Annotated in this window: 12 protein-coding genes; 3 read left to right on the top strand and 9 right to left on the bottom strand. The window is 72.0% G+C overall.

Annotation, left to right across the window (positions count from 1 at the left end):
- Window positions 1-119 precede the first annotated feature (119 nt).
- Window positions 120-689 carry a dienelactone hydrolase family protein gene (locus ABD879_RS04165; protein ID WP_345017584.1) on the top strand — a complete coding sequence of 190 codons (570 nt, stop codon included), beginning with the start codon at window positions 120-122 and terminating at the stop codon, window positions 687-689.
- A gap of 401 nt (window positions 690-1,090) precedes the next feature.
- On the opposite strand, the gene ABD879_RS04160 is transcribed toward ABD879_RS04165, so the two are convergent.
- The 5 genes from ABD879_RS04160 to ABD879_RS04140 form a co-directional block, all read right to left on the bottom strand.
- The gene (locus tag ABD879_RS04160; RefSeq protein WP_345017582.1) at window positions 1,091-1,876 is read right to left on the bottom strand and encodes an anti-sigma factor family protein; all 786 of its coding nucleotides are present in this window, start codon (window positions 1,874-1,876) and stop codon (window positions 1,091-1,093) included.
- Window positions 1,873-2,493, bottom strand: a complete 621-nt coding sequence (gene sigM, locus ABD879_RS04155) for an RNA polymerase sigma factor SigM (protein ID WP_345017580.1) — start codon at window positions 2,491-2,493, stop codon at window positions 1,873-1,875. The genes ABD879_RS04160 and sigM overlap by 4 nt, the downstream gene beginning before the upstream one ends.
- Before the next feature lie 283 nt (window positions 2,494-2,776).
- The gene (locus tag ABD879_RS04150) at window positions 2,777-4,417 is read right to left on the bottom strand and encodes a protein kinase family protein (RefSeq protein ID WP_345017578.1); all 1,641 of its coding nucleotides are present in this window, start codon (window positions 4,415-4,417) and stop codon (window positions 2,777-2,779) included.
- A gap of 971 nt (window positions 4,418-5,388) precedes the next feature.
- Window positions 5,389-7,092: a murein biosynthesis integral membrane protein MurJ gene (gene murJ / locus ABD879_RS04145; protein WP_345017576.1), complete on the bottom strand. Its 1,704-nt coding sequence runs from the start codon at window positions 7,090-7,092 to the stop codon at window positions 5,389-5,391.
- Between the two features lie 880 nt (window positions 7,093-7,972).
- Window positions 7,973-10,282, bottom strand: coding sequence for a DUF6049 family protein (locus tag ABD879_RS04140; protein WP_425549617.1), 2,310 nt, complete (start codon window positions 10,280-10,282; stop codon window positions 7,973-7,975).
- 616 nt (window positions 10,283-10,898) lie between these two features.
- Between ABD879_RS04140 and ABD879_RS04135 the strand changes: the two genes are divergently transcribed.
- Entirely contained in the window at window positions 10,899-12,443 is a 1,545-nt protein-coding gene (locus ABD879_RS04135; RefSeq protein WP_345017572.1) for a CCA tRNA nucleotidyltransferase, read from the top strand.
- On the top strand, window positions 12,440-13,753 hold the full coding sequence (locus tag ABD879_RS04130) for an adenosylmethionine--8-amino-7-oxononanoate transaminase (protein ID WP_345017570.1): 1,314 nt from the start codon (window positions 12,440-12,442) through the stop codon (window positions 13,751-13,753). Before ABD879_RS04135 ends, ABD879_RS04130 begins: the two co-directional genes overlap by 4 nt.
- Before the next feature lie 27 nt (window positions 13,754-13,780).
- On the opposite strand, the gene ABD879_RS04125 is transcribed toward ABD879_RS04130, so the two are convergent.
- The 4 genes from ABD879_RS04125 to ABD879_RS04110 form a co-directional block, all read right to left on the bottom strand.
- A complete protein-coding gene (locus tag ABD879_RS04125; RefSeq protein WP_345017568.1) occupies window positions 13,781-15,067 on the bottom strand; it encodes an MFS transporter in 1,287 nt (428 codons plus the stop codon).
- Window positions 15,068-15,135: 68 nt separating this feature from the next.
- A complete protein-coding gene (locus ABD879_RS04120; RefSeq protein WP_345017566.1) occupies window positions 15,136-16,917 on the bottom strand; it encodes an ABC transporter substrate-binding protein in 1,782 nt (593 codons plus the stop codon).
- A 327-nt stretch (window positions 16,918-17,244) separates the two neighbouring features.
- Window positions 17,245-18,324: an inositol-3-phosphate synthase gene (locus ABD879_RS04115; protein ID WP_345017564.1), complete on the bottom strand. Its 1,080-nt coding sequence runs from the start codon at window positions 18,322-18,324 to the stop codon at window positions 17,245-17,247.
- A gap of 68 nt (window positions 18,325-18,392) precedes the next feature.
- Window positions 18,393-19,010: a PadR family transcriptional regulator gene (locus ABD879_RS04110; protein ID WP_345017563.1), complete on the bottom strand. Its 618-nt coding sequence runs from the start codon at window positions 19,008-19,010 to the stop codon at window positions 18,393-18,395.
- Between the last annotated feature and the right edge of the window lie 72 nt (window positions 19,011-19,082).

Raw genomic sequence — 19,082 nt, 5'->3', positions numbered from 1 at the left:
CACGACCGCCGCTACTACGGGTACAGCCGCGTGGGCCCTCTGCGACAGATATGGCTGGCGGCAGATATGGCTGGCGGCGCGCGGCTACCGGGGTTGGCGGCTGACCATAGGCTTTGGCCATGGCGAGGATTCTGCTCTTGCACTCGATGTACGGGCTGCGGCCCGCTGTCCACCAGGCGGCCGATCGGTTGCGGGCGGCCGGGCATGAGGTGCATGTCCCGGATCTGTATGACGGGCGCGTCGTGGACACCCTGGAGGAGGGCATCGAGATCAAGGAGGAGATCGGCCGGGACGAGCTGCTCAAGCGCGCGGTGGCGGCCGCGGCGCCGTTGTCGCAGGAGGGCCTCGTGTACGCGGGGTTCTCCCTCGGGGCGGCTCTGGCCCAGAATCTCGCTCTCGCCGACGAGAAGGCGCGCGGGCTGCTGCTCATGCACGGCACGTCCGACATGGCGGACGACGCGTCCACCGACATCCCGGTGCAGCTGCACGTCGCCGACCCGGACACCTACGAGCCGGTGGACTGGCTCAACGCCTGGTACCTGCGCATGCGCCGCGCCGGAGCCGACGTCGAGGTGTTCCGCTACCCGGGCGCGGGGCACCTGTTCACCGACTCCGATCTGCCTGACTACGACCGGGACGCGGCAGAAGAAGCTTGGGCAGTGGCCCTGGAGTTCCTTTCTGACTTCTGAGGCCGGGAGGCATTCAGCTTGCAGGTCGGCAAGACCGTGCCGATTCAGGGGGCGGGCTGCGTTGCGTGTCGTGCGCGCGGGGCGGCGTCTTGTCACCGTACGTGCGGAGGCACGCGGGCCCGGGCATCCGACCGCGTCGGTTGGATGGCCCTCGCTGTTGTGCTCGCCGACGTCGACGGCGGTCCGTAGCCGTGGTTCCACGCCGCGTCGTTGCGTGCAGTTCGGCGAGGTAGTCGGCCTGGGAGGCAGAGGCAGGGGGCGTCCTCCGACGTCGACCGGTCTGTAGAAGAGAAGGCTCACGGTCGCACCCCCTATGACCGTGAGCCTTCTCTACAGGGCGCCGAGGGAGCGTAGGGGCTGTAGACCTAAAAACGGCCGACCCATCTGGTCGGCCCCCGCGATCAGCGCTCTGTTTTCTCGTGTTGGATCAGATCCGTTCGGTCGGACGAACATCCGGGCCCCACCACCCAGACGTCCAGGCCGTCGGATCCATCGGTGGGCAAGGCGATCACCGTGGCTGGTCGGCCCTCGTACGTCGCCACGTCCACCACCTTGGGGATCTTGCCTTGGGCTATTCGGTTGACGCACTGGGAGAGCCTGCCGTCCGGTTCGCCCCCGGAGAGCATGAGCTGGCGGCCCCCGTTGCCGACCAGCGTCGTGACCTGCCGGACGAGCGTTCCCGGGCGGTAGTCCGTGCCGCTGCGCAGGACGGTGTAACCGGCCCCCTGCACGGCGTTCGACGACGGCGCCGCACCGGGGGAGTGCGATCTTCGGTCGGGCGGGTCCTGCACGGGCGTGCTCGCCGCGGTCTGGTGCTTGGCGTCCGACGAGGCGCCGAGCAGCTGGTATCCGACCATCCCTCCGCCGCCGACCACGACCACCGCCGCGGCGGCCGCCGACAGGATCCGCCAGTGCCGCCTGCCGCGCCGCTGTGCCAAGCTCACCACGGCCGCGCTGTGCATCGACTCCGCGGCGATGGCCGAGTCGATGCGGGCGGCAAGGTCGGCGGGCATGGACGGTACGGGTGCCTCCGCCAGAATCCGGGAGACATCGGATAGCTCGTCCGAGCGTTTCCGGCATTCGGCACAGGTGTCGAGGTGCGCGGTGACGGAGGCGGCCTGATCGTCGTCGAGTAGGCCCTCGGCCAGGTCGGCCAGGGTGTCGTAGCTAAGGTGGGCGGGGTTCATCTGGGCATGCCACCTCCTTCCACACCTCCGACGTTTCTGCGCCCCTTGCGGTTCCTGTGGTGCGCCAGCAGCGGGGCGAGCCGGGCCCGGCCGCGGGCGCAGCGGCTCTTGATCGTGCCCGGGGGCACCTCCATGACCTGCGCGGCGTCGTCCACCGAGTAGCCCATCATGTCGACGAGCACCAGGGCCGCGCGCTGCTCGAACGGCAGCTGCGCCAACGCGGACTGCACGTCCAGCGCCACCCCGTGGGCGTCCGTCGGGTCCGGCATCTTGGGCGCCACGGCGTCGAACGTGGCGTCGTCGCCCATGGGCGTGGCCGGGCGCACCGACTTACGGCGTACGCGGTCGAGGCAGGCGTTGACGACGATGCGGTGCAGCCAGGTGGTGACGGCCGCGTCACCGCGGAACCGCGCCGCCGCGCGGAAGGCGGACAGGCAGGCGTCCTGGAGGGCGTCCGCGGCCTCCTCCGGGTCGCCCAGCGTCCGCATGGCGACGGCCCACATCCGGTCGCGGTGGCGTTTCACGAGTTCGGAGAACGCGTGCGGGTCGCCGTTGACGTGCCGTGCGAGCAGTTCCTTGTCCGGTACCTCGTTGACGCTCATGCTCACCGACGCCATGAGCGCCTGCTCTCACTCGCGGCACCACCGATCCGTGTCGGGTAAGTGCGATCGATCCTGCCAACTCGGGTCGACACCACGAAATCCTGGGGGGAGGGGACAATCTGCTCAGAGGCACGATACCGACTGGCACCGTCACCGTCACAGCTCGTTCGAGCTTGACTACACGGACCGCAACGATGGAGATCGCGTGCCGCCGGCGGTGTTTCGGCCTACCACGCCGACCCTATGACGACCGGATGGTCACCTTCGGCGGAGATTCCGGTGACCCGTGAAGATCGGGTCAGCCGGCGGTGCCGTAGACGGTGACGTCGTTGAGCTTGGCCTTGAAACCCGGCGGCACGGGATTAGTAAACCAAATCAGGACATATTGCCCGCGAGCCTCCCGGGTGGCCTTGATGGTGAACTGGCCGCTGCCCTGCTCTTGCCCCACCACCCGCAGGGCGCCGAGGCTGTTGCTGTCGCCGACGCGCAGTTGGATGGGGACGGAGGCGCTCACCGGCGCGTCGACCACCACATGGTCGACCTTGACCTGTTTGCCCATGTCGAGAACCACGCCGAAACCGTTGGACAGGTTGCCGAAGTTGCTCGACGTGTAGGTCTGGGTCTGCCACTGGGTGCTGGGCTTGCCGTCCAGCACGGCCTCCGGGTTCTTGCCGATGGACGTGTCGTGGCTGCCGCGCTTGGGGTCCTCCAGGGCGGACGCGCCCCGGGCCTCCAGCTTGGTCGCCGTCGGTGAGGCGGTCGCGGAGGGGCGGCCCGGATCGGTCACGCCGGCCTTGCTGGTGCCCTTGTCGGACGAGCCGCCGGCGTTGCCGATGGCCCACGCGCTCAGTCCGACGATGACGGTGGCGGCGGCCGCGGCGACGCCCAGCAGGGCGCGGTTGAGCGGGCTGCGCGATGCGGAACCCGTCCCCTGGACGCCGACCGGGGACGTCGGCGGCGGGGCGGAGTCGTGCCGCGCACGAGGCGCGTGCGGCGCGGGCGCCGGGGCGGCGCCGCGTCGCCGAGGCTGCTGCGGGGCCTGGCGGTGCGACGCCGGAGCGCTCGGCCGGGCGGCCCGCGTGGTGGCCGCGCGGGCGCCGGTCGTGGGCGCGGGACGGGCGGGCGCGGACGGCGCCGGCGAGTGGACGCCGCCGAGCCCCGCGAACAGCGGCAGCGGCGTACGGGGTACGCCGCGCATCGCCTTGGCGAAGTCGGCGGGGGAGGCGAGCGGTTCCTGCCCCGCCACCGGCAGGCCGAGGGCGCGGCACACGATGGCGTCCACGGCATGCGAGATGCCCGCCTGGACCTGCCGGGGCGCCCGCACCACGCCGTCCGCCACCGGTGCGGCGGGCAGCGCCGAAAGCTTGGGGTCGCCCGGCCAGTGCGCGGTCAGCGCCGCGTACAGCAGGCCGCCGAGCCCGCGGACGTCGTCGCGCGCGGGATCGGCGGAGCGGACGTCGGCCAGCGCGGCCGCCGTGGCCACGCCGAGCAGCTTGACCGTCCCGCCGGTCGTCCACACCAGGTCGCGGGGGGACAGGCACAGGTGCGACAGCCCGGCGGCGTGCGCGGCGGCGATCGCCTCGGACGCCTCGTACAGCAGCGTCGCGGCGCGGCCGGGCTCCAGCGGGGCCTTCGCCAGCATCTGCTCCAGCGTCTCGCCGGAGACCCACTCGCTGACCACGTACGCGCTCTCGCCGCTGTCGTCGGCGTCGAAGACCTGGGTGAGACGCGGGTCGGTGAGCCGGGCCGCGGCGCGGGCGGACCTGACCACCTCGGCGACGCGAGGGAACTCGGGGTCGAAGGTCCGGACGGCCACGGCTCGCGCCAGGATCTCGTCGATGGCCTTCCACTGTGCGGACCCGCCCGAGTCGCTGATGCGCTCCTCCAGCCGGTAGCGGCCGGCCAGACGGGTTCCGGGCTCTATGACTGACGTGCTCACGGCAACGTCCTGCGCAGGTGGTCAGAATCCATGTTCGTGGCGTGGCAGCTTACGCCTCCGACCCTCCTCTTTGCGTTCCCCAGGGTGTCGCCCCGCAAGCCGTAGTCCCCATCATGGTAGTGGTTACACAGATCAGCGACGGCGTTATCGGCGCGCGTGCCGTGTACTTTGCCACGCTATACCCGTGATCTAATCCCGGTCTGTAGGTCACCACCGACCGACATATGTCACCCCGGGACCGACCTGTGTCACCCCAGCTCCAGGCAACGTCACGCATGCGCGGTCCTGATCCCGCCGGTGTGGGGTCTGTCCGGAGCTAACAATCCTTGCAGTCCGAAACCCGTTCCGCTGGTCGCCGCGTCCCTGCGTGCCCTGGGCAGGCTCTCGCCCCTGTCTGCCCGACCCGCTGATGAGGCGATACGCCCTCCCCGCCCCCTGGTGACCAAGGCCGATCCGCTCGATGACGGGAGGACGCATGCTCGCCCGTCGCCCCACGGCCAACCCCTGCGGACGTCCCACCGACGTCGTCCGCCACACCATGCGCTCCACGTGATCGGACACGGCAGACCACCCGAACGCCGCCCCCTCCAGACGCGTCGAAGCGCGCGAGCCCCATACCGCCGACGCGGCCACCGCCGCCATGGTCGGCCACAGCCGGCGACTGCCTGAAGCCTGTTGCGAAGTGAGGTGGGCGTCGCCGTGGCATCGCCGCCACGACCCCGAATCACGGGCGATCAGGCCCGGTAGCGGCGGTCGTTTCACCCGCCTTCGACCCGGCCGCCTGACAGGGCCGCCATGCCATGGAGTACGACGTCAACCACTTCGAGCGCCACCGGATGGTGGCCAGCCGCTACGCCGCGCTCCCCGTCCGCCACCAGGCCGTCCTCCCGAGACCACCGCATGGCTCGCTCCGAGTGCGCCCGGCCGCCGCCGGCCCGGGCGGGTCAGCGGCGGCCGGGCGGGGCGGCGGGTCAGCGGCGGCCGGGGAGGCGGCTGGTGATCATGCCGGTCATCGTCTGGACCTCGTCGACGCGCAGCAGGCGGGCGAAGACGAGGTAGAGCAGGCCGCCGCCGGCGCTGCCGACGACCAGGGTGATCAGGCCGGGGGCCAGGCCCGTGCCGAGCGCGGCCTCGATGACGGCGTGCGTGGCGTAGGCGAAGCCGATCAGCGGCCACAGGGCGACGATGAGCTTGAGGTAGGCGCCCGCGATGCGGCGTCCGTCCATGCCGCCCAGCCGGCGCCGCAGGATCATCCAGCTGATCAGCGTGCCGATGACCTGGGCGAGTGCGTAACCGCCCGCGATGCCCATGACGATCTTGTCGGTGGGCAGCACGTTGTACATGGTCAGCGCCATGCCGATGTTGGTGGTCACGACGGCCACGCTGATGAACGCGGGGGTGCGGGTGTCCTGCATCGCGTAGAAGACCCGCATCATCAGCTGGTACACCGAGAACGGCACCAGCGCGATCGCGAACATCTGCATGACGCGCGCGATGACCAGTGCGTCGGAGTCGGAGGTGTTGCCGTGCGCGAACAGCACGGTGGTGATCTCCGGGCCGAGCACCAGCATCAGCGCCGCCGCGGGCAGGATGATCACCGAGGAGAGCCGCAGGCCGCCGGCGAAGGCGGCGCGCACGTCGGCGTGCTTGCCCTCGGCGGCGAACCGGCTCATGCGGGGCAGCAGGGCCGTGATCACCGAGACGCCGACGATCGCGTACGGGAGCTGGAAGAGCTGGTAGGCGTTGAAGTACGGGGTGTAGCCGTACCCTTCGCCGAGTCCCTCGGCCACGCCGCGGTCGCCGGCCCGGTTGGCCAGCGCGGTCACCACGGCCAGCGCGACCTGCGTGGCGACGACGTACATCAGCGTCCAGCCGGCCATCCGGCCGACCTGGCCGATCTCGCCGCGCCTGAAGTCCAGGCGGGGCCGCCAGCGGAAGCCGACCTTGCGCAGCGACGGCCACAGCGCGACCGTCTGCAGGACGATGCCGCCGGTGGTGCCGACGGCCAGCAGCATGAACTGGGTGTCGGAGATGTTGGACGGGTCGACCCGGCCGGAGGACAGCATCAGGAACGCGCCGCCGACCGCGATCACCACGATGTTGTTGAGCACCGGCGCCCACATGGGCGCGCCGAAGCTGCCGCGGGTGTTGAGGATCGCCCCGGCGAACGCGCCGACCCCGTAGAAGAAGATCTGCGGCAGGAAGAACTGGGTGAACAGCACGGCCACCCGCCGCTGGTCGCCCGTGTAGCTGCCGGCGAGGACGTCGATGAACAGCGGCGCCATCAGCACCGACACCACGGTCAGGACGGCCAGGCCGATCACCGCGAGGGTGAACATGCGCTGCTCGTACTGCTCGCCGTAGGCGCGGTCGCGTTCCTTGGCGCGCACCAGCAGCGGGACGATGACGCTGGTCAGGATGCCGCCGAGCAGCAGGTCGTAGACCTGGTTGGGGATGGTGTTGGCGGTGTTGTAGGCGTTGGCGAGCACGCCGGTGCCGAGCGCGGCGACGATCACGGCGGTGCGCAGGAAGCCGGTGATCCGGGACGCCAGCGTCCCCAGCGCCATGATCGCGCTGGACTTCAGCAGGCCGCCGCCCTTGCCGGACGGCTTCTCCTCCTCAGGGGCGGCCTGGGCCGCGTCGGTGGACGTGGGGCCCGCCGGGGCCGGAGGCACCGGTCCGGGGCCGTGCGGCTGGGGAGCGCCGCCGGCCGCAGGGTACGGGGGTTGGTACGCCCCCGGGTTGGGGGCGTGCTGCTGTCCGCCCCATCCCGGGCCTGGGCGGTTCTGTCCTGCCGGGTTCATACCTGTGGGACTGAAATCCGCGGGGTTCGGTTCGGCAGAGCCGGCGTTCGCGGGCTGCGGCCATCCGGGGGCCGAGCCCTCCGGCGCCCACCTTCCTTGTGCCGGAGGCGCGGTTTCGGGGGGCGCCCCCCAGTTCGGGGACCCCGCCCCACCGTGGGCGAAGCCGCCCGGACCCGGCGCCTGCGGCCCCATGGCCCCCTGTCCGGACGGCCCTGACGACCCTGACGGCCCGGACGGCCCGGACGGAGACGGGCCGGGCAGGTACGGCCCCGGTGCCGCAGGGGGACGGGACGCGCCGTCGGCACCGTGCGCGGCCGCGGGTGGGGCCGACGGGCCGGGCGCGGCTCCGGGCACACTCGGCGCCCCGGGCCCCGGTGACGGGCGCTCGGGCGGGAACCGCCCGTCAGGCGCCGAGGGGCCTTGTGCCGGCGGGGCGGGCCGGTAAGGGCCCGGGTTGGGTGGTGGTGACGGGGGATAGCCCATGGGAGGTGTGGTTCGTCCAGGTTTAGGGCCCGCGGCCGCCGGAGGCGGGGTGCCCCACGGCGTGGAACCGGCGGGCGGCTGAGGGGACAGGGGCCGGGGCTGCTCGTTCTGCTCCGGGGCAGCCGGACGTTGCGCGCCGTCGAACCTGGCCCTGTGCCGGCCCCCGGGGTGGGGGCCGGGGGAGTGTTGCCCGGGTGCGGGCTGCTGGCCCGCCCCATAGGGAGGCTGCCCTTGGGCAGGGCCGTAGCCGCCGCCGGGCGAGGGCCGGTCAGGGGTTGCCGGTGAAGGTCGGGGGGTTGCCTGGGAGGTGGCCGTCTCGGGCTGGGGAGGCGGAGCCTGCTCCGGCTCCGGGGACGTCGGGGGGTCCGGGGTCCCCGGATGCCGGGGCCATGGCCCCGATGGGTGCTGGTTCCGCTCCTGTCGACCCGTCACCGCCTGCCTCCGCTTTCCGGCGGCGCCTTGCTCGCATGGCCCGCACTCCGACGCCCACGAAGAGTACGGCAAGTGAGCCGCCGGTGATGAGCAGCGCCAGCCGCCCGTATCCCGTGGTGCGCACCGTGATCTCTTCCGTGCCGAACACCCTGCCCTCGGCCGTGATCAGGCGCAGCCGGACCCGGAAGTTGCCGTTGCCGGCCGCCTGCACGGGGATCTTGCGGCTGACCTTCTCACCGGGGCCGAGTTCGAGCACCAGGTCCTCGGCGGGGAACCGGCCGATCTGCAGCTTGGCGCTGTTCTCGCTGGTCACCTCCAGGCGGACCTTGATGTTCTGGTCGCGCAGGTTGTTGGCGACGCTGACCAGGATCCGCCCCGAACTGCCCGCCAGGGCGTTCTGGGACGGGATGATCTTCACTCCGGCCTTGTGCGCGCCGAGTTCGCGGGCGAGCTCCTCGCGTGCCGCCCGGGCGCGCCTGCCGTGCCCGCGCCAGGCGGCCGACTCCATGCGCAGCACGGCCCGGGTGTAGTCGATCCGCACGGGCTCGGCCGTCACCTGGGAGAACAGGGCGACGTCCCGCGCGATCCTGCGCACCTGCTCCAGGTAGGCGGGGCCGAGCTCGTAGGCCTCGTAGGCGTCGGGGTACCCGGTGAAGACCCGCGCCTGCGGCTTGGCCTTGATGGCCGTCTGCAGATCCACCGCCTTCAGCCACGGCGCCGACTTGGTGTGGGCGAGGATCCGCTGGGCGAACTCGGGGGCGGGGTTCCAGTGCCGGTCGGGGACCACGATCAGGGTGCGCCGGAGGTTCGGCGCCTCCGCCGTGATCATGGCGGTCTCGGCGAGGAAGCGCTGTTCGGCGAGGGCCGCCGCGCCCGGCGACCGGGTGCCCGAGCTGACGATGTCGTTGATCGTGTCGTCGTAGGTGAGCACGCGGCGCATCCCCTGCTTGGTCTGCACCGCGGTGGTGGCGCTGGTGGTGTAGCCCTGCGGGTTCTCCTGGAACGCCGAGTTGCTCAGCAGGAACGCCCCGTCCGTACCGATCTGCCCGTAGCGGGACAGCGCGTCCAGCGTGTCCGGGCCGGCCATGCCGGACGGCGGCCAGGCGACCTTCACCGTCGGCGCGCGGCCGAGGACCTCGGCGGCCACGGCGGTGTTCTTGTAGGCGATGTCGAGGTGCCGGGCCATGGAGTCGCCGTACCGGACGAGCGCGACGGCGTCGGGGTCGGCGTAGGGGAGGACGAAGTACGGGTCGCCCTTGGACGCCCTCTTCAGCTTGTCGATCCACTGCCGCGCGGCGGGGTTGGCGGGCGTGCGGGTGCCCTTGTCGGCGGTGCCGGGGCGCTTGACGAGGTAGGTCTGGTTCATCGCCTGGACGTCGTCCAGCAGTGCCGGGTCGATCGCCCAGGTGATGGGCGTGGTGGTCGCGGCGGCCGCGTCGACGAGGGTGCTGAGCCGGCCGCGGGCGAGGTCGGTGGCGAGCCGGTTGTCGATGAAGGTGCTGTCGTTGGCGCGGTGCTGGCCGTCGATGAGCGGCCATACCCAGGCGACCGACAGCGGCTGGGTGCCGCCGGCGTTGCCGGTGAAGGTGAGGAACGTGGTGAAGCCGGCGAGGACCTGCTGGGAGGAGTTGATGACCTCGACGCCGACCGGGTAGACGCCGAACTGCCGCATGCCGACCGCGGCCGCGTTGCCGCCGAGCTTCCACGTCTGGGTGCCGTTCGCGGCGGCGGCCTGGGGCAGCGGGCGCGGTGTGGTGGCGCCCGGCAGCCTGGACGGCGCGGCGGACGCGTACTGGGCGAGTTCGCCCCTGCTGGTGATGCGGTGGGAGCTGTAGCGCAGCCGGACCGACAGCCCGGCGAGCGTGTGCCCGGAGTTGTTCCGGACGGTGCCGGTCAGCGTGAACCTGGAGTTCTTTCCGGACGCGGTGATGGCCGACGGGGTCACCTTGGACAGCGCGAGCGTGACCTGCGACTGCTGCCTGCCGGCCTGTTGCGACGCGGCCTGCGCCTGCGACGCCCCCTGCGCCTGTGCCGCGCCTTGGGCCGTCACCGGGTTCTGCGGCCGGTTCGGAGAACTCTGCGCCGTCTTCGGTGCCCTGGGCGTGGCCGCCAGTGCGGGGGCCGTGACCGCAGAAACGCAGGACACCAGTACGGCCAGCCAGGCCGCGCGTTTGACCGTTCTCACGCCATGTCCACCCGATGGCCGCCTGCCGCAGGAGGCCTCGCCTGAAGACAGCGGGCGTCGTAGTCCCGCATCACGCGCTTGATGGTAGCCGCGTGACGGCTGCCGTCAGACCTTCCTCCCGCCTCTTCGCCCGATTCCCTTGCAAACCCGCACATGACGCCCCCGGTCGCGGAGGTGATCAACGCAGGTACTGCGCCTACTTCCCAGCAACGCGCGTCCGAACCCCGATCGTTCCTGACTCCTCAGGGGGGGGCACGTCCTGCTCCGTCCGGCGGGGAACGCCGGCGTTCCGTACACCCCCACACCGGGGGAGTCACCTCTTGACTCGGACAGGTCGGGAAAATCCTCTGAGCGGCCGACCCCTGCGGTGGGCCGCACCCCGGCGAGCCCCGCTACCTTTGGTCGTACGGGAGACTGCGGTGGTGTGCGGCGGGCGTCCCCGGGGGCCCGGAACGTGCCCCGGAGACCGCGCGCGACGGGAAGGATTCCTCGCGCAATCCGCAGGAAGTTTTCCCGAACCGCCTCCCGGGCGCCGAACAAATTCTTTTGTCAGCCCTCAACCAAGGAAATACGCTCGATGGCCGTGCCCGACCAGAATGTGACCCAGCAGCAGCCGACGCAGCCGTCCCCGCGGCAACGGGCGGCCATCGCCGAGCTGCTGCGCCGGGTCGCGCCGCTCGCCGACGAGCTGGGCGAGCGCTTCCGGGCCGCCGGACACGAGCTGGCGCTGGTCGGCGGGCCGGTGCGCGACGCCCTGCTGCGCCGCGTCGGCAAGGACCTGGACTTCACCACCGACGCCCCGCCGCAGCGCGTCCTGGAGATCATCCGCGGCTGGGCCGACCACGTCTGGACGATCGGCATCGAGTTCGGCACCGTCGGCCTGCGCAAGGGCGACCACCAGCTGGAGATCACCACCTACCGCAGCGAGTCCTACGACCCCCGGTCCCGCAAGCCGCAGGTCTCCTACGGCACCTCGCTGCTGGAGGACCTGCGCCGCCGCGACTTCGCCGTCAACGCGATGGCGGCGCGGCTGCCCGGGCACGAGTTCGTCGACCCGTTCGGCGGCCTGGCCGACCTGGAGCGCAAGGTGCTGCGCACGCCCGGCCGCCCGGAGGACTCCTTCAGCGACGACCCGCTGCGGATGCTGCGCGCCGCCCGCTTCGCCGCCCAGCTCGGCTTCACCGTCGCGCCCGAGGTGGTGCGGGCCATGACCGACATGGCCGGGCGCATCGAGATCGTGTCGGCCGAACGGGTCCGCGACGAGCTGTCCAAGCTGCTGTGCGGCGCGCACCCGCGGCAGGGGCTGGCGCTGCTGGTCGACACCGGCCTGGCCGCCCACGTCCTGCCGGAACTGCCCAAGCTGCGCCTGGAGATCGACGAGCACCACCGGCACAAGGACGTCTACGAGCACTCGCTGATCGTCCTGGAGCAGGCGATCGCCCAGGAGGAGGACGGGCCCGACCTGGTGCTGCGGCTGGCGGCGCTGCTGCACGACATCGGCAAGCCCAAGACGCGCCGGTTCGAGCCGGGCGGCCGGGTGTCGTTCCACCACCACGAGGTCGTCGGCGCCAAGATGGCCCGCAAGCGGCTGACCGCGCTGCGCTACCCCAAGGACGTCGTCGCCGACGTGTCGCGCCTGGTCGAACTGCACCTGCGCTTCCACGGGTACGGGACGGGCGAGTGGACCGACTCGGCCGTCCGCCGGTACGTGCGCGACGCCGGGCACCTGCTGCCGCGGCTGCACAAGCTCACCCGGGCCGACTGCACCACCCGCAACCGCCGCAAGGCCGAACGCCTCCGCCGCACCTACGACGACCTGGAGGCCCGCATCGAGCGGCTCGCGGCGGAGGAGGAGCTGGCCAAGCTGCGCCCGGAGCTGGACGGCAACGAGATCCAGGCCGTCCTGGGCATCTCGCCGGGCCCGCTGGTCGGCAAGGCGTACCGGTTCCTGCTCGACCTGCGCCTGGACCGCGGTGTGATCGGCAAGGAGGCCGCCACGCGGGAGCTGCTCCGCTGGGCCGAAGCCGAGGGCCTGCCCGTCCCCGCGGGCGACGGCGGCGCCGCGTCCTCCGGCCGGGACGACGCCGCCGAGACCCGCCCGGCCGAGGACGGACAGGCGTGATCGAGGTCAGGCTGGGGCGGATGAGCCCCGCGGAGATCGAACGGCTGCAGTCCTTCGACCGCGACCACATCTGGCATCCGTACGCGCCGATGCCCGCCGCCGTGCCGCCCGAGATCGTGGTGTCCGCGTCCGGGGTGCGGCTCACCCTCGCCGACGGCACCGAGCTGATCGACGGGATGTCGTCGTGGTGGTCGGCCATCCACGGCTACAACCACCCCCGGCTCAACGCCGCGGTCACCGGGCAGCTGGGCCGGATGGCGCACGTGATGTTCGGCGGGCTGACCCATCCCGGGGCGGTGCGGCTGGCCGAACGGCTCGTCGAGCTGACGCCCGAGCCGCTGACCAAGGTATTCTTCGCCGACTCCGGTTCGGTGGCGGTCGAGGTCGCCATCAAGATGGCGCTGCAGTACTGGCGGTCGCAGGGGCGGCCCGGACGGCACCGGCTGCTGACCGTCCGCGGCGGCTACCACGGCGACACCTTCGGCGACATGGCCGTGTGCGACCCCGTCAACGGCATGCACCAGCTGTTCACCGACGTGCTGGCCCGGCACGTGTTCGCACCGCCGCCCCCGCTCGGCTACCTCGCCGAACCCGACCGGGCGTACCTGGACGAGCTGGCCGCCCTGGCCGCCGCGCACGAAGGCGAGCTGGCCGGGATCATCGTCGAGCCGATCGTGCAGGGCGCGGGCGGCATGCGCTTCTACGCCCCCGAATACCTGCGGGCGCTGCGCGAACTGGCCGACGAGCACGACCTGCTGCTGATCCTGGACGAGATCGCCACCGGGTTCGGCCGCACCGGCGAGATGTGGGGCTGCGACCACGCCGAGATCGCCCCGGACATCATGTGCGTCGGCAAGGCCCTCACCGGCGGGTACATGACGATGGCCGCGACGCTGTGCAGCGACCGGGTGGCGCACGGCATCACCACGGGCGAGGCGGGCGTGCTCATGCACGGCCCCACCTACATGGCCAACCCGCTGGCGGCGGCGGTGGCGTCGGCGTCCATCGACCTGCTGCTGTCGCGCGACTGGCGGGACGAGGTCGACACCATCGAGGCCGTGCTGACCGCGTGCCTGGACGGCGCCGAGAACCTGCCCGGGGTGCGGGACGTGCGGGTACTCGGCGCGATCGGCGTCATCGAGGCGCGCGAACCCGTGGACGTCCCCGCCGTCCAGAAGATCGCCATGGACCACGGGGTGTGGCTGCGCCCGTTCGGCCGCCTCGTCTACACCATGCCGCCGTACGTGTGCACGGCCGAGGAGACCGAGCGCATCGCCGACGCCATGTACGCCATCGCCGAATCCCTCTGACCGGGACGCGCGCCGCCTCGGCGGGCGTCAGGTGGTGGTGGGGACGCGGGACAGTCGGACTGCGCCGGCCCGGAAGGCGGCGGCGGCCACCAGGTAGGCGGCCACCACGGTGATGAGCGTCGCGTGGGACACGCCGTCCGCGGGGAGCCAGGTGGCGGCGACGGCCGCGGCCGCGGCGAACGCGGCGTTGAACAGCATGTCGTAGACGGCGAACACCCGGCCGCGGTAGGCGTCCTCGATCGACTCCTGCAGGGTCGTGTCGACGCACAGCTTCACGCCCTGCGACACCACCCCCAGCAGGAACGCGCCCACCACCCACGGTCCCTGAGCGAACGGCAGGCCGAGGGCCAGCAGCGCCGCGCCGCCCCCCGCCAGCAGCCGGGTGGTCCACGCGGCCTTGCCGACGCGGTGCACCACCGGCGGCGTGATCAGCGCGGCGGCGAAGTACCCGGCGCCCGACACGCCCAGCATGACCGCGAACGCGGCCATGCCCGCGTCCGGGTCGGTGGTGAAGTGGTTGCGGCACAGCAGCAACGTCATGATCAGCACGATCCCGTACAGGAAGCGGTGCACGGAGATCGCCGCCAGCGCCAGCGCCGCCGGGCCGTTCGCGACCATGTGCCGGGCCCCGTCGGCGAGGCCGTGCAGCACGTTGCCGAGGGCCTCGCGGGTGTGCGGAGCCGCCCGGTCCAGATGCGGGCCGAGCAACCCCCGCGGCAGCAGTGCGGCGACCAGCGCCGCCGCCACCCACAGCGCCGCCGCGCCCAGCAGGATCAGCGCCGTCCCGTCGTCGTGCGGGCCGAACACACGCCGCATCAGATAGCCCAGGCCCGCGCCGGCGAACGCGATCACGGTGCCGGACGTCACGGCGAACGCGTTGGCCGTCACCAGGTGCTCGCGCCGTACGACGTGCGGCAGCGCGGCCGACAGCGCCGCCAGGAAGAACCGGTTGACGCCCAGCACGACCAGCACCGTCACGAAGAACACCGCGCCGTCCTGCCCGGCCGCCACCAGCGCCGCGACGAGCACCGTGAGCAGCGCCCGGACGACCGGCGTCCAGATCAGGATGCGCCGCCGCCGCCACCGGTCGATCAGCACCCCGGCGAACGGCCCGAGCGCCGAGTACGGCAGCAGCGTCACCGCGAACGCGGCCGCCGCCTTGCCCGCCGTCGTCTGCCGCTCGGGCGAGAAGAACACGTATCCGGCGAGCGCGACCTGGAAGACGCCGTCGGTGAGCTGCGACGTGAGCCGGGTGCCGTACAGGCGGCGGAAGTCCCGTCCGCGCAGGATCGCGCGCAGCTCGCTAGCCCTCACCCGATCACCCTACGCGGTAGATCGCCCACTTCGGGGCGGCCCGTTCGCGGGCCCGCCGGGCGGGGCGGTCAGTCGGCCAGCCAGAGGCGGGTGTAGTCGTAGCCCGCCGCCGTCGGCAGGAAGACCGCGCCGCGGACGCGGGCGGAGCGGTAGGCGGTGTGGGCGCGGTTCAGCAGCGGGACGATCGCCGCGTCCCGCATGATCAGGTCCTCGGCGCGCTGCCAGAACCCGGCGGCGCGGGCGGCGTCGGGGGCGGTCAGCGCGGCGTCGATCAGGGCGTTGACCCGCGGGTTGTCGTACCCGCCGTAGTTGGTGGAGTTCGGGCCGTAGACGCGGCCGTCGAACAGGGGCTGCACGACGGTGCGGCCGTTGTTGCCGTACCAGTCGGGCGTCCAGCCGGGGGCGGCGATGTCCCACTGGCCGGCCTCCGTCCGCTCCGGCGTGGAGATCGTCTTGCCGTAGAAGTCGCCGCCGGTGTCGGGGATCAGCTCGGCCCGCACCCCGCACGCCGCCAGGTTCTGCCGGATCGACTCGGCGATCAGCTTGTGCACGCTGTTGGTGCGGTACGGGAACTTCAGCGCCAGGCCGTCCGGATACCCCGCCGCCGCCAGCAGCCGGCGGCAGCGCGCCGGGTCGCCCGCCTCGCCCCGCGTCGGATACCGGTTGGCGGCGGCGTACCCGAAGGAGCCCGGCGGGATCACCGTGTGCAGCGGCTCGGCCACCTCCGGCCCGCCGACGATCTTGACGAGCGCGGCGCGGTCGACGGCGTACTGCAGGGCCTGCCGCACCTCGCGGCGGCCGAGCGCGCCGCGGTTGTTCGGGCTGCGGGTGTTGAACACCAGGTACGGGCTGCTGCTGGGCGCGCGGTGCACGGCGAACCGCTCGTCCCGCCGCGCCCGCAGCCGGGGGATCGCGGCGGTGGGGACCGGCTGGTCCCAGGCCAGGTCGGCGGTGCCCTGCTCCAGCTGCTGCTGGACGGTGGCGGGGGAGTCCTGCCCCAGCGTGATCTGGATCTTCTCGACGTGCCGTTCGCGCAGCGGATCGGTCTCGCGCCGCCACACCGGGTTGCGGGTCAGCACGTACGACATACCCGGCCGGTAGGAGGTGATCTGGTACGGGCCGTTGGAGATGGTGTGCTGCCGGAACTCGGGGCCGTCGGGCACGTACGCGTCGTACTCCTTGGGGGCCGCGGCGGTGTACGGCAGCGCCAGCAGGTTGAGGAAGTCGCTGGCGGGCTCGCGCAGCGTGAACACCAGCGTGTACGGGTCCTTGGCCCGGATGCCGGCGATGTCGTGCGAGTTCTGGTACGCGGCGATGGCCCGGGCGTCGTCGGCCCTGACGCGGGCGAAGCCGCGGCAGAACTCGTCCATGCCGCGGATGGTGGAGGTGTAGTAGCCCCGCCCCGGCGCCGGGGCCGCGGGGTTGCACAGCCGCTTGAAGCCCCGGACGAAGTCCTCGGCGGTGACCGGGCGCGGCGGCCGGGTGTTCCACAGCACGCCCTCGCGCAGCCGGAGCGTGTAGGTGCGGCCGTCCTCGCTGATGCCGCCGTTCTCGCGGCTGGGCACCTGCACCGCCATGTCGGCCCGGACGGGCAGGGTCTCGCTGAAGTCGTTGGACGCCTTCGTGCCGAGCAGCGTCCGCGCGTAGGTGCGGTTCAGCCCGTACGCGCCGACGCTGTTGGCGGCGGCGGTGTCCAGGTGCGACACGTCGGACGAGCCGACGACGCGCAGCGTGCCGCCGTCGCGCGGCGGGCCGTCGGCGACGCGGCCGGAGCCGCTCGCCCCGCACGCCGTCAGGCCCATGGCCAGCCCGGCCAGTCCCGCCGTCACTTTTCCCAGGTCGCGTGCCATCCAAGTCCTCCAGTCGGCCACTGGAACGGTACGCACAATCACTGACGGTGCAACAGTAGGGCCAGAGCGTGACAACGTCCGTAACATCGGCATTTTCGCCATGTAAAGACATGCTTGATGGCGACGAGAGAGCGCCGTCCGGAAGTCCTGGCCGCCCGCCGGTCGACCATCTTTCCCGACCGCGGGCGCAATGGCGGGCCGGCACACGCCGGGGCGGGCGTGTCGTGGCCGTTTCTCCTGTTCTCGGCTTCTCCTGTTCTCGGCCCGGAGACGCCGAACGGCCGCCCGGCGCGCCGGGCGGCCGTTCGGCGTCTCAGCGGGCGAGGGTCAGCGCTCGACCTCGCCGCGGATGAACTCCTCCACGGCCTCGCGCGCACGGTTGTCGTCGTACTGCACGGGCGGGGACTTCATGAAGTAGGAGCTGGCCGACAGGATCGGGCCGCCGATGCCGCGGTCCTTGGCGATCTTGGCGGCGCGGATCGCGTCGATGATGACGCCGGCGGAGTTGGGGGAGTCCCAGACCTCCAGCTTGTACTCCAGGTTCAGCGGGACGTCGCCGAACGCCTTGCCCTCCAGGCGCACGTACGCCCACTTGCGGTCGTCCAGCCACGGCACATGGTCGGACGGGCCGATGTGCACGTCGCTCTTGGCCATCTCGCGCGGCACCTGGGAGGTCACCGACTGCGTCTTGGAGATCTTCTTGGACTGGAGCCGGCTGCGCTCCAGCATGTTCATGAAGTCCATGTTGCCGCCGAAGTTGAGCTGGTAGGTGCGCTGCAGCTCGACTCCGCGGTCCTCGAACAGCTTGGCCATCACGCGGTGGGTGATGGTCGCGCCGATCTGCGACTTGATGTCGTCGCCGACGATCGGGACGCCCGCCTTGGTGAACTTCTCCGCCCACTCGGGGTCGGAGGCGATGAACACCGGCAGGGCGTTGACGAACGCCACGCCCGCGTCCAGCGCGCACTGGGCGTAGAAGCGGTCGGCCTCCTCCGAGCCGACCGGCAGGTAGGACACCAGCACGTCGGCCTTGGTGTCCTTGAGCACCTGGACGACGTCCACCGGCTCCTGGGCGGACTCCTCGATCATGTCGCGGTAGTACTCGCCGAGCCCGTCGTAGGTGTGGCCGCGCTGCACCACGACACCGGTCGGCGGCACGTCGCAGATCTTGATGGTGTTGTTCTCGCTGGCGGTGATGGCCTCGGACAGGTCCATGCCGACCTTCTTGGCGTCCACGTCGAAGGCCGCGACGAACTCCACGTCGCGGACGTGGTAATCGCCGAACCGGACGTGCATGAGACCTGGCACCTTCGTGTCCGGGTCAGCGTCCTTGTAGTACTCGACGCCCTGGACGAGCGAAGCGGCGCAGTTGCCCACTCCGACGATGGCCACGCGCACCGAACCCATCCGGTTGCTCCTTCTCTGTTACGGGACGCGGGGTCGTCACACCCGCCCCCGGTGCTGCGGCCGCGGTGTCAGCGGCCGTCGCGCCGGGGCGCGTCCTGGTTCTTGTCCGAAGTACTCGCGTTCTCCTGTGCCGCCCGCTCGCGTCCGATGAGCTCGTTGAGCCACCGGACCTCGCGTTCGACCGACTCGAGCCCGTGGTTGTGCAGCTCAAGCGTGTAGTGGTCGACCCGTTCCCGGGTCCGCGCCAGCGCGGCGCGCAGTCTCTCCAGCCGCTCCTCCAGCCGGCTGCGCCGGCCTTCGAGGATCCGCAGCCGGACGTCGGCGCGGGTGTGGGAGAAGAAGGCGAAGCGCACGCCGAAGCCCTCGTCCTCCCAGGTCGCCGGTCCGGCCTCGGTGAGCAGGTGCTGCAGTCGCTCCTTGCCGTCGGCGGTGAGCCTGTAGACGATCTTCGACCGGCGGCTCTGCAGGGCGATCGCCACGTTCGGCTCCTCCGGCCGGTCCTCGACGATCAGCCCGTTGGCCAGCAGTTGCTTGAGGCACGGGTAGAGCGAGCCGTAGGAGAACGCACGGAACATGCCGAGCAGGGCGTTGAGCCGCTTGCGCAGCTCGTAGCCGTGCATGGGGGACTCGTTGAGCAGGCCGAGCACGGCGAGCTCCAGCACGCCGGAGCCCCTCTTGCCTGCCATCGCGCCCCCCCGGGTCGCCGGTCGATGTTCCCGCCCTTCGGGGTCTCCCCCGAAGGGCGCCGCGGGCCCCGG

Origin of the sequence: Actinomadura keratinilytica (assembly GCF_039539665.1) — a bacterium.
GTDB lineage: Bacteria > Actinomycetota > Actinomycetes > Streptosporangiales > Streptosporangiaceae > Spirillospora > Spirillospora keratinilytica.
Note: the sequence above shows the minus strand (reverse complement) of the source record. Positions and strands in the feature narration are given on the sequence as shown.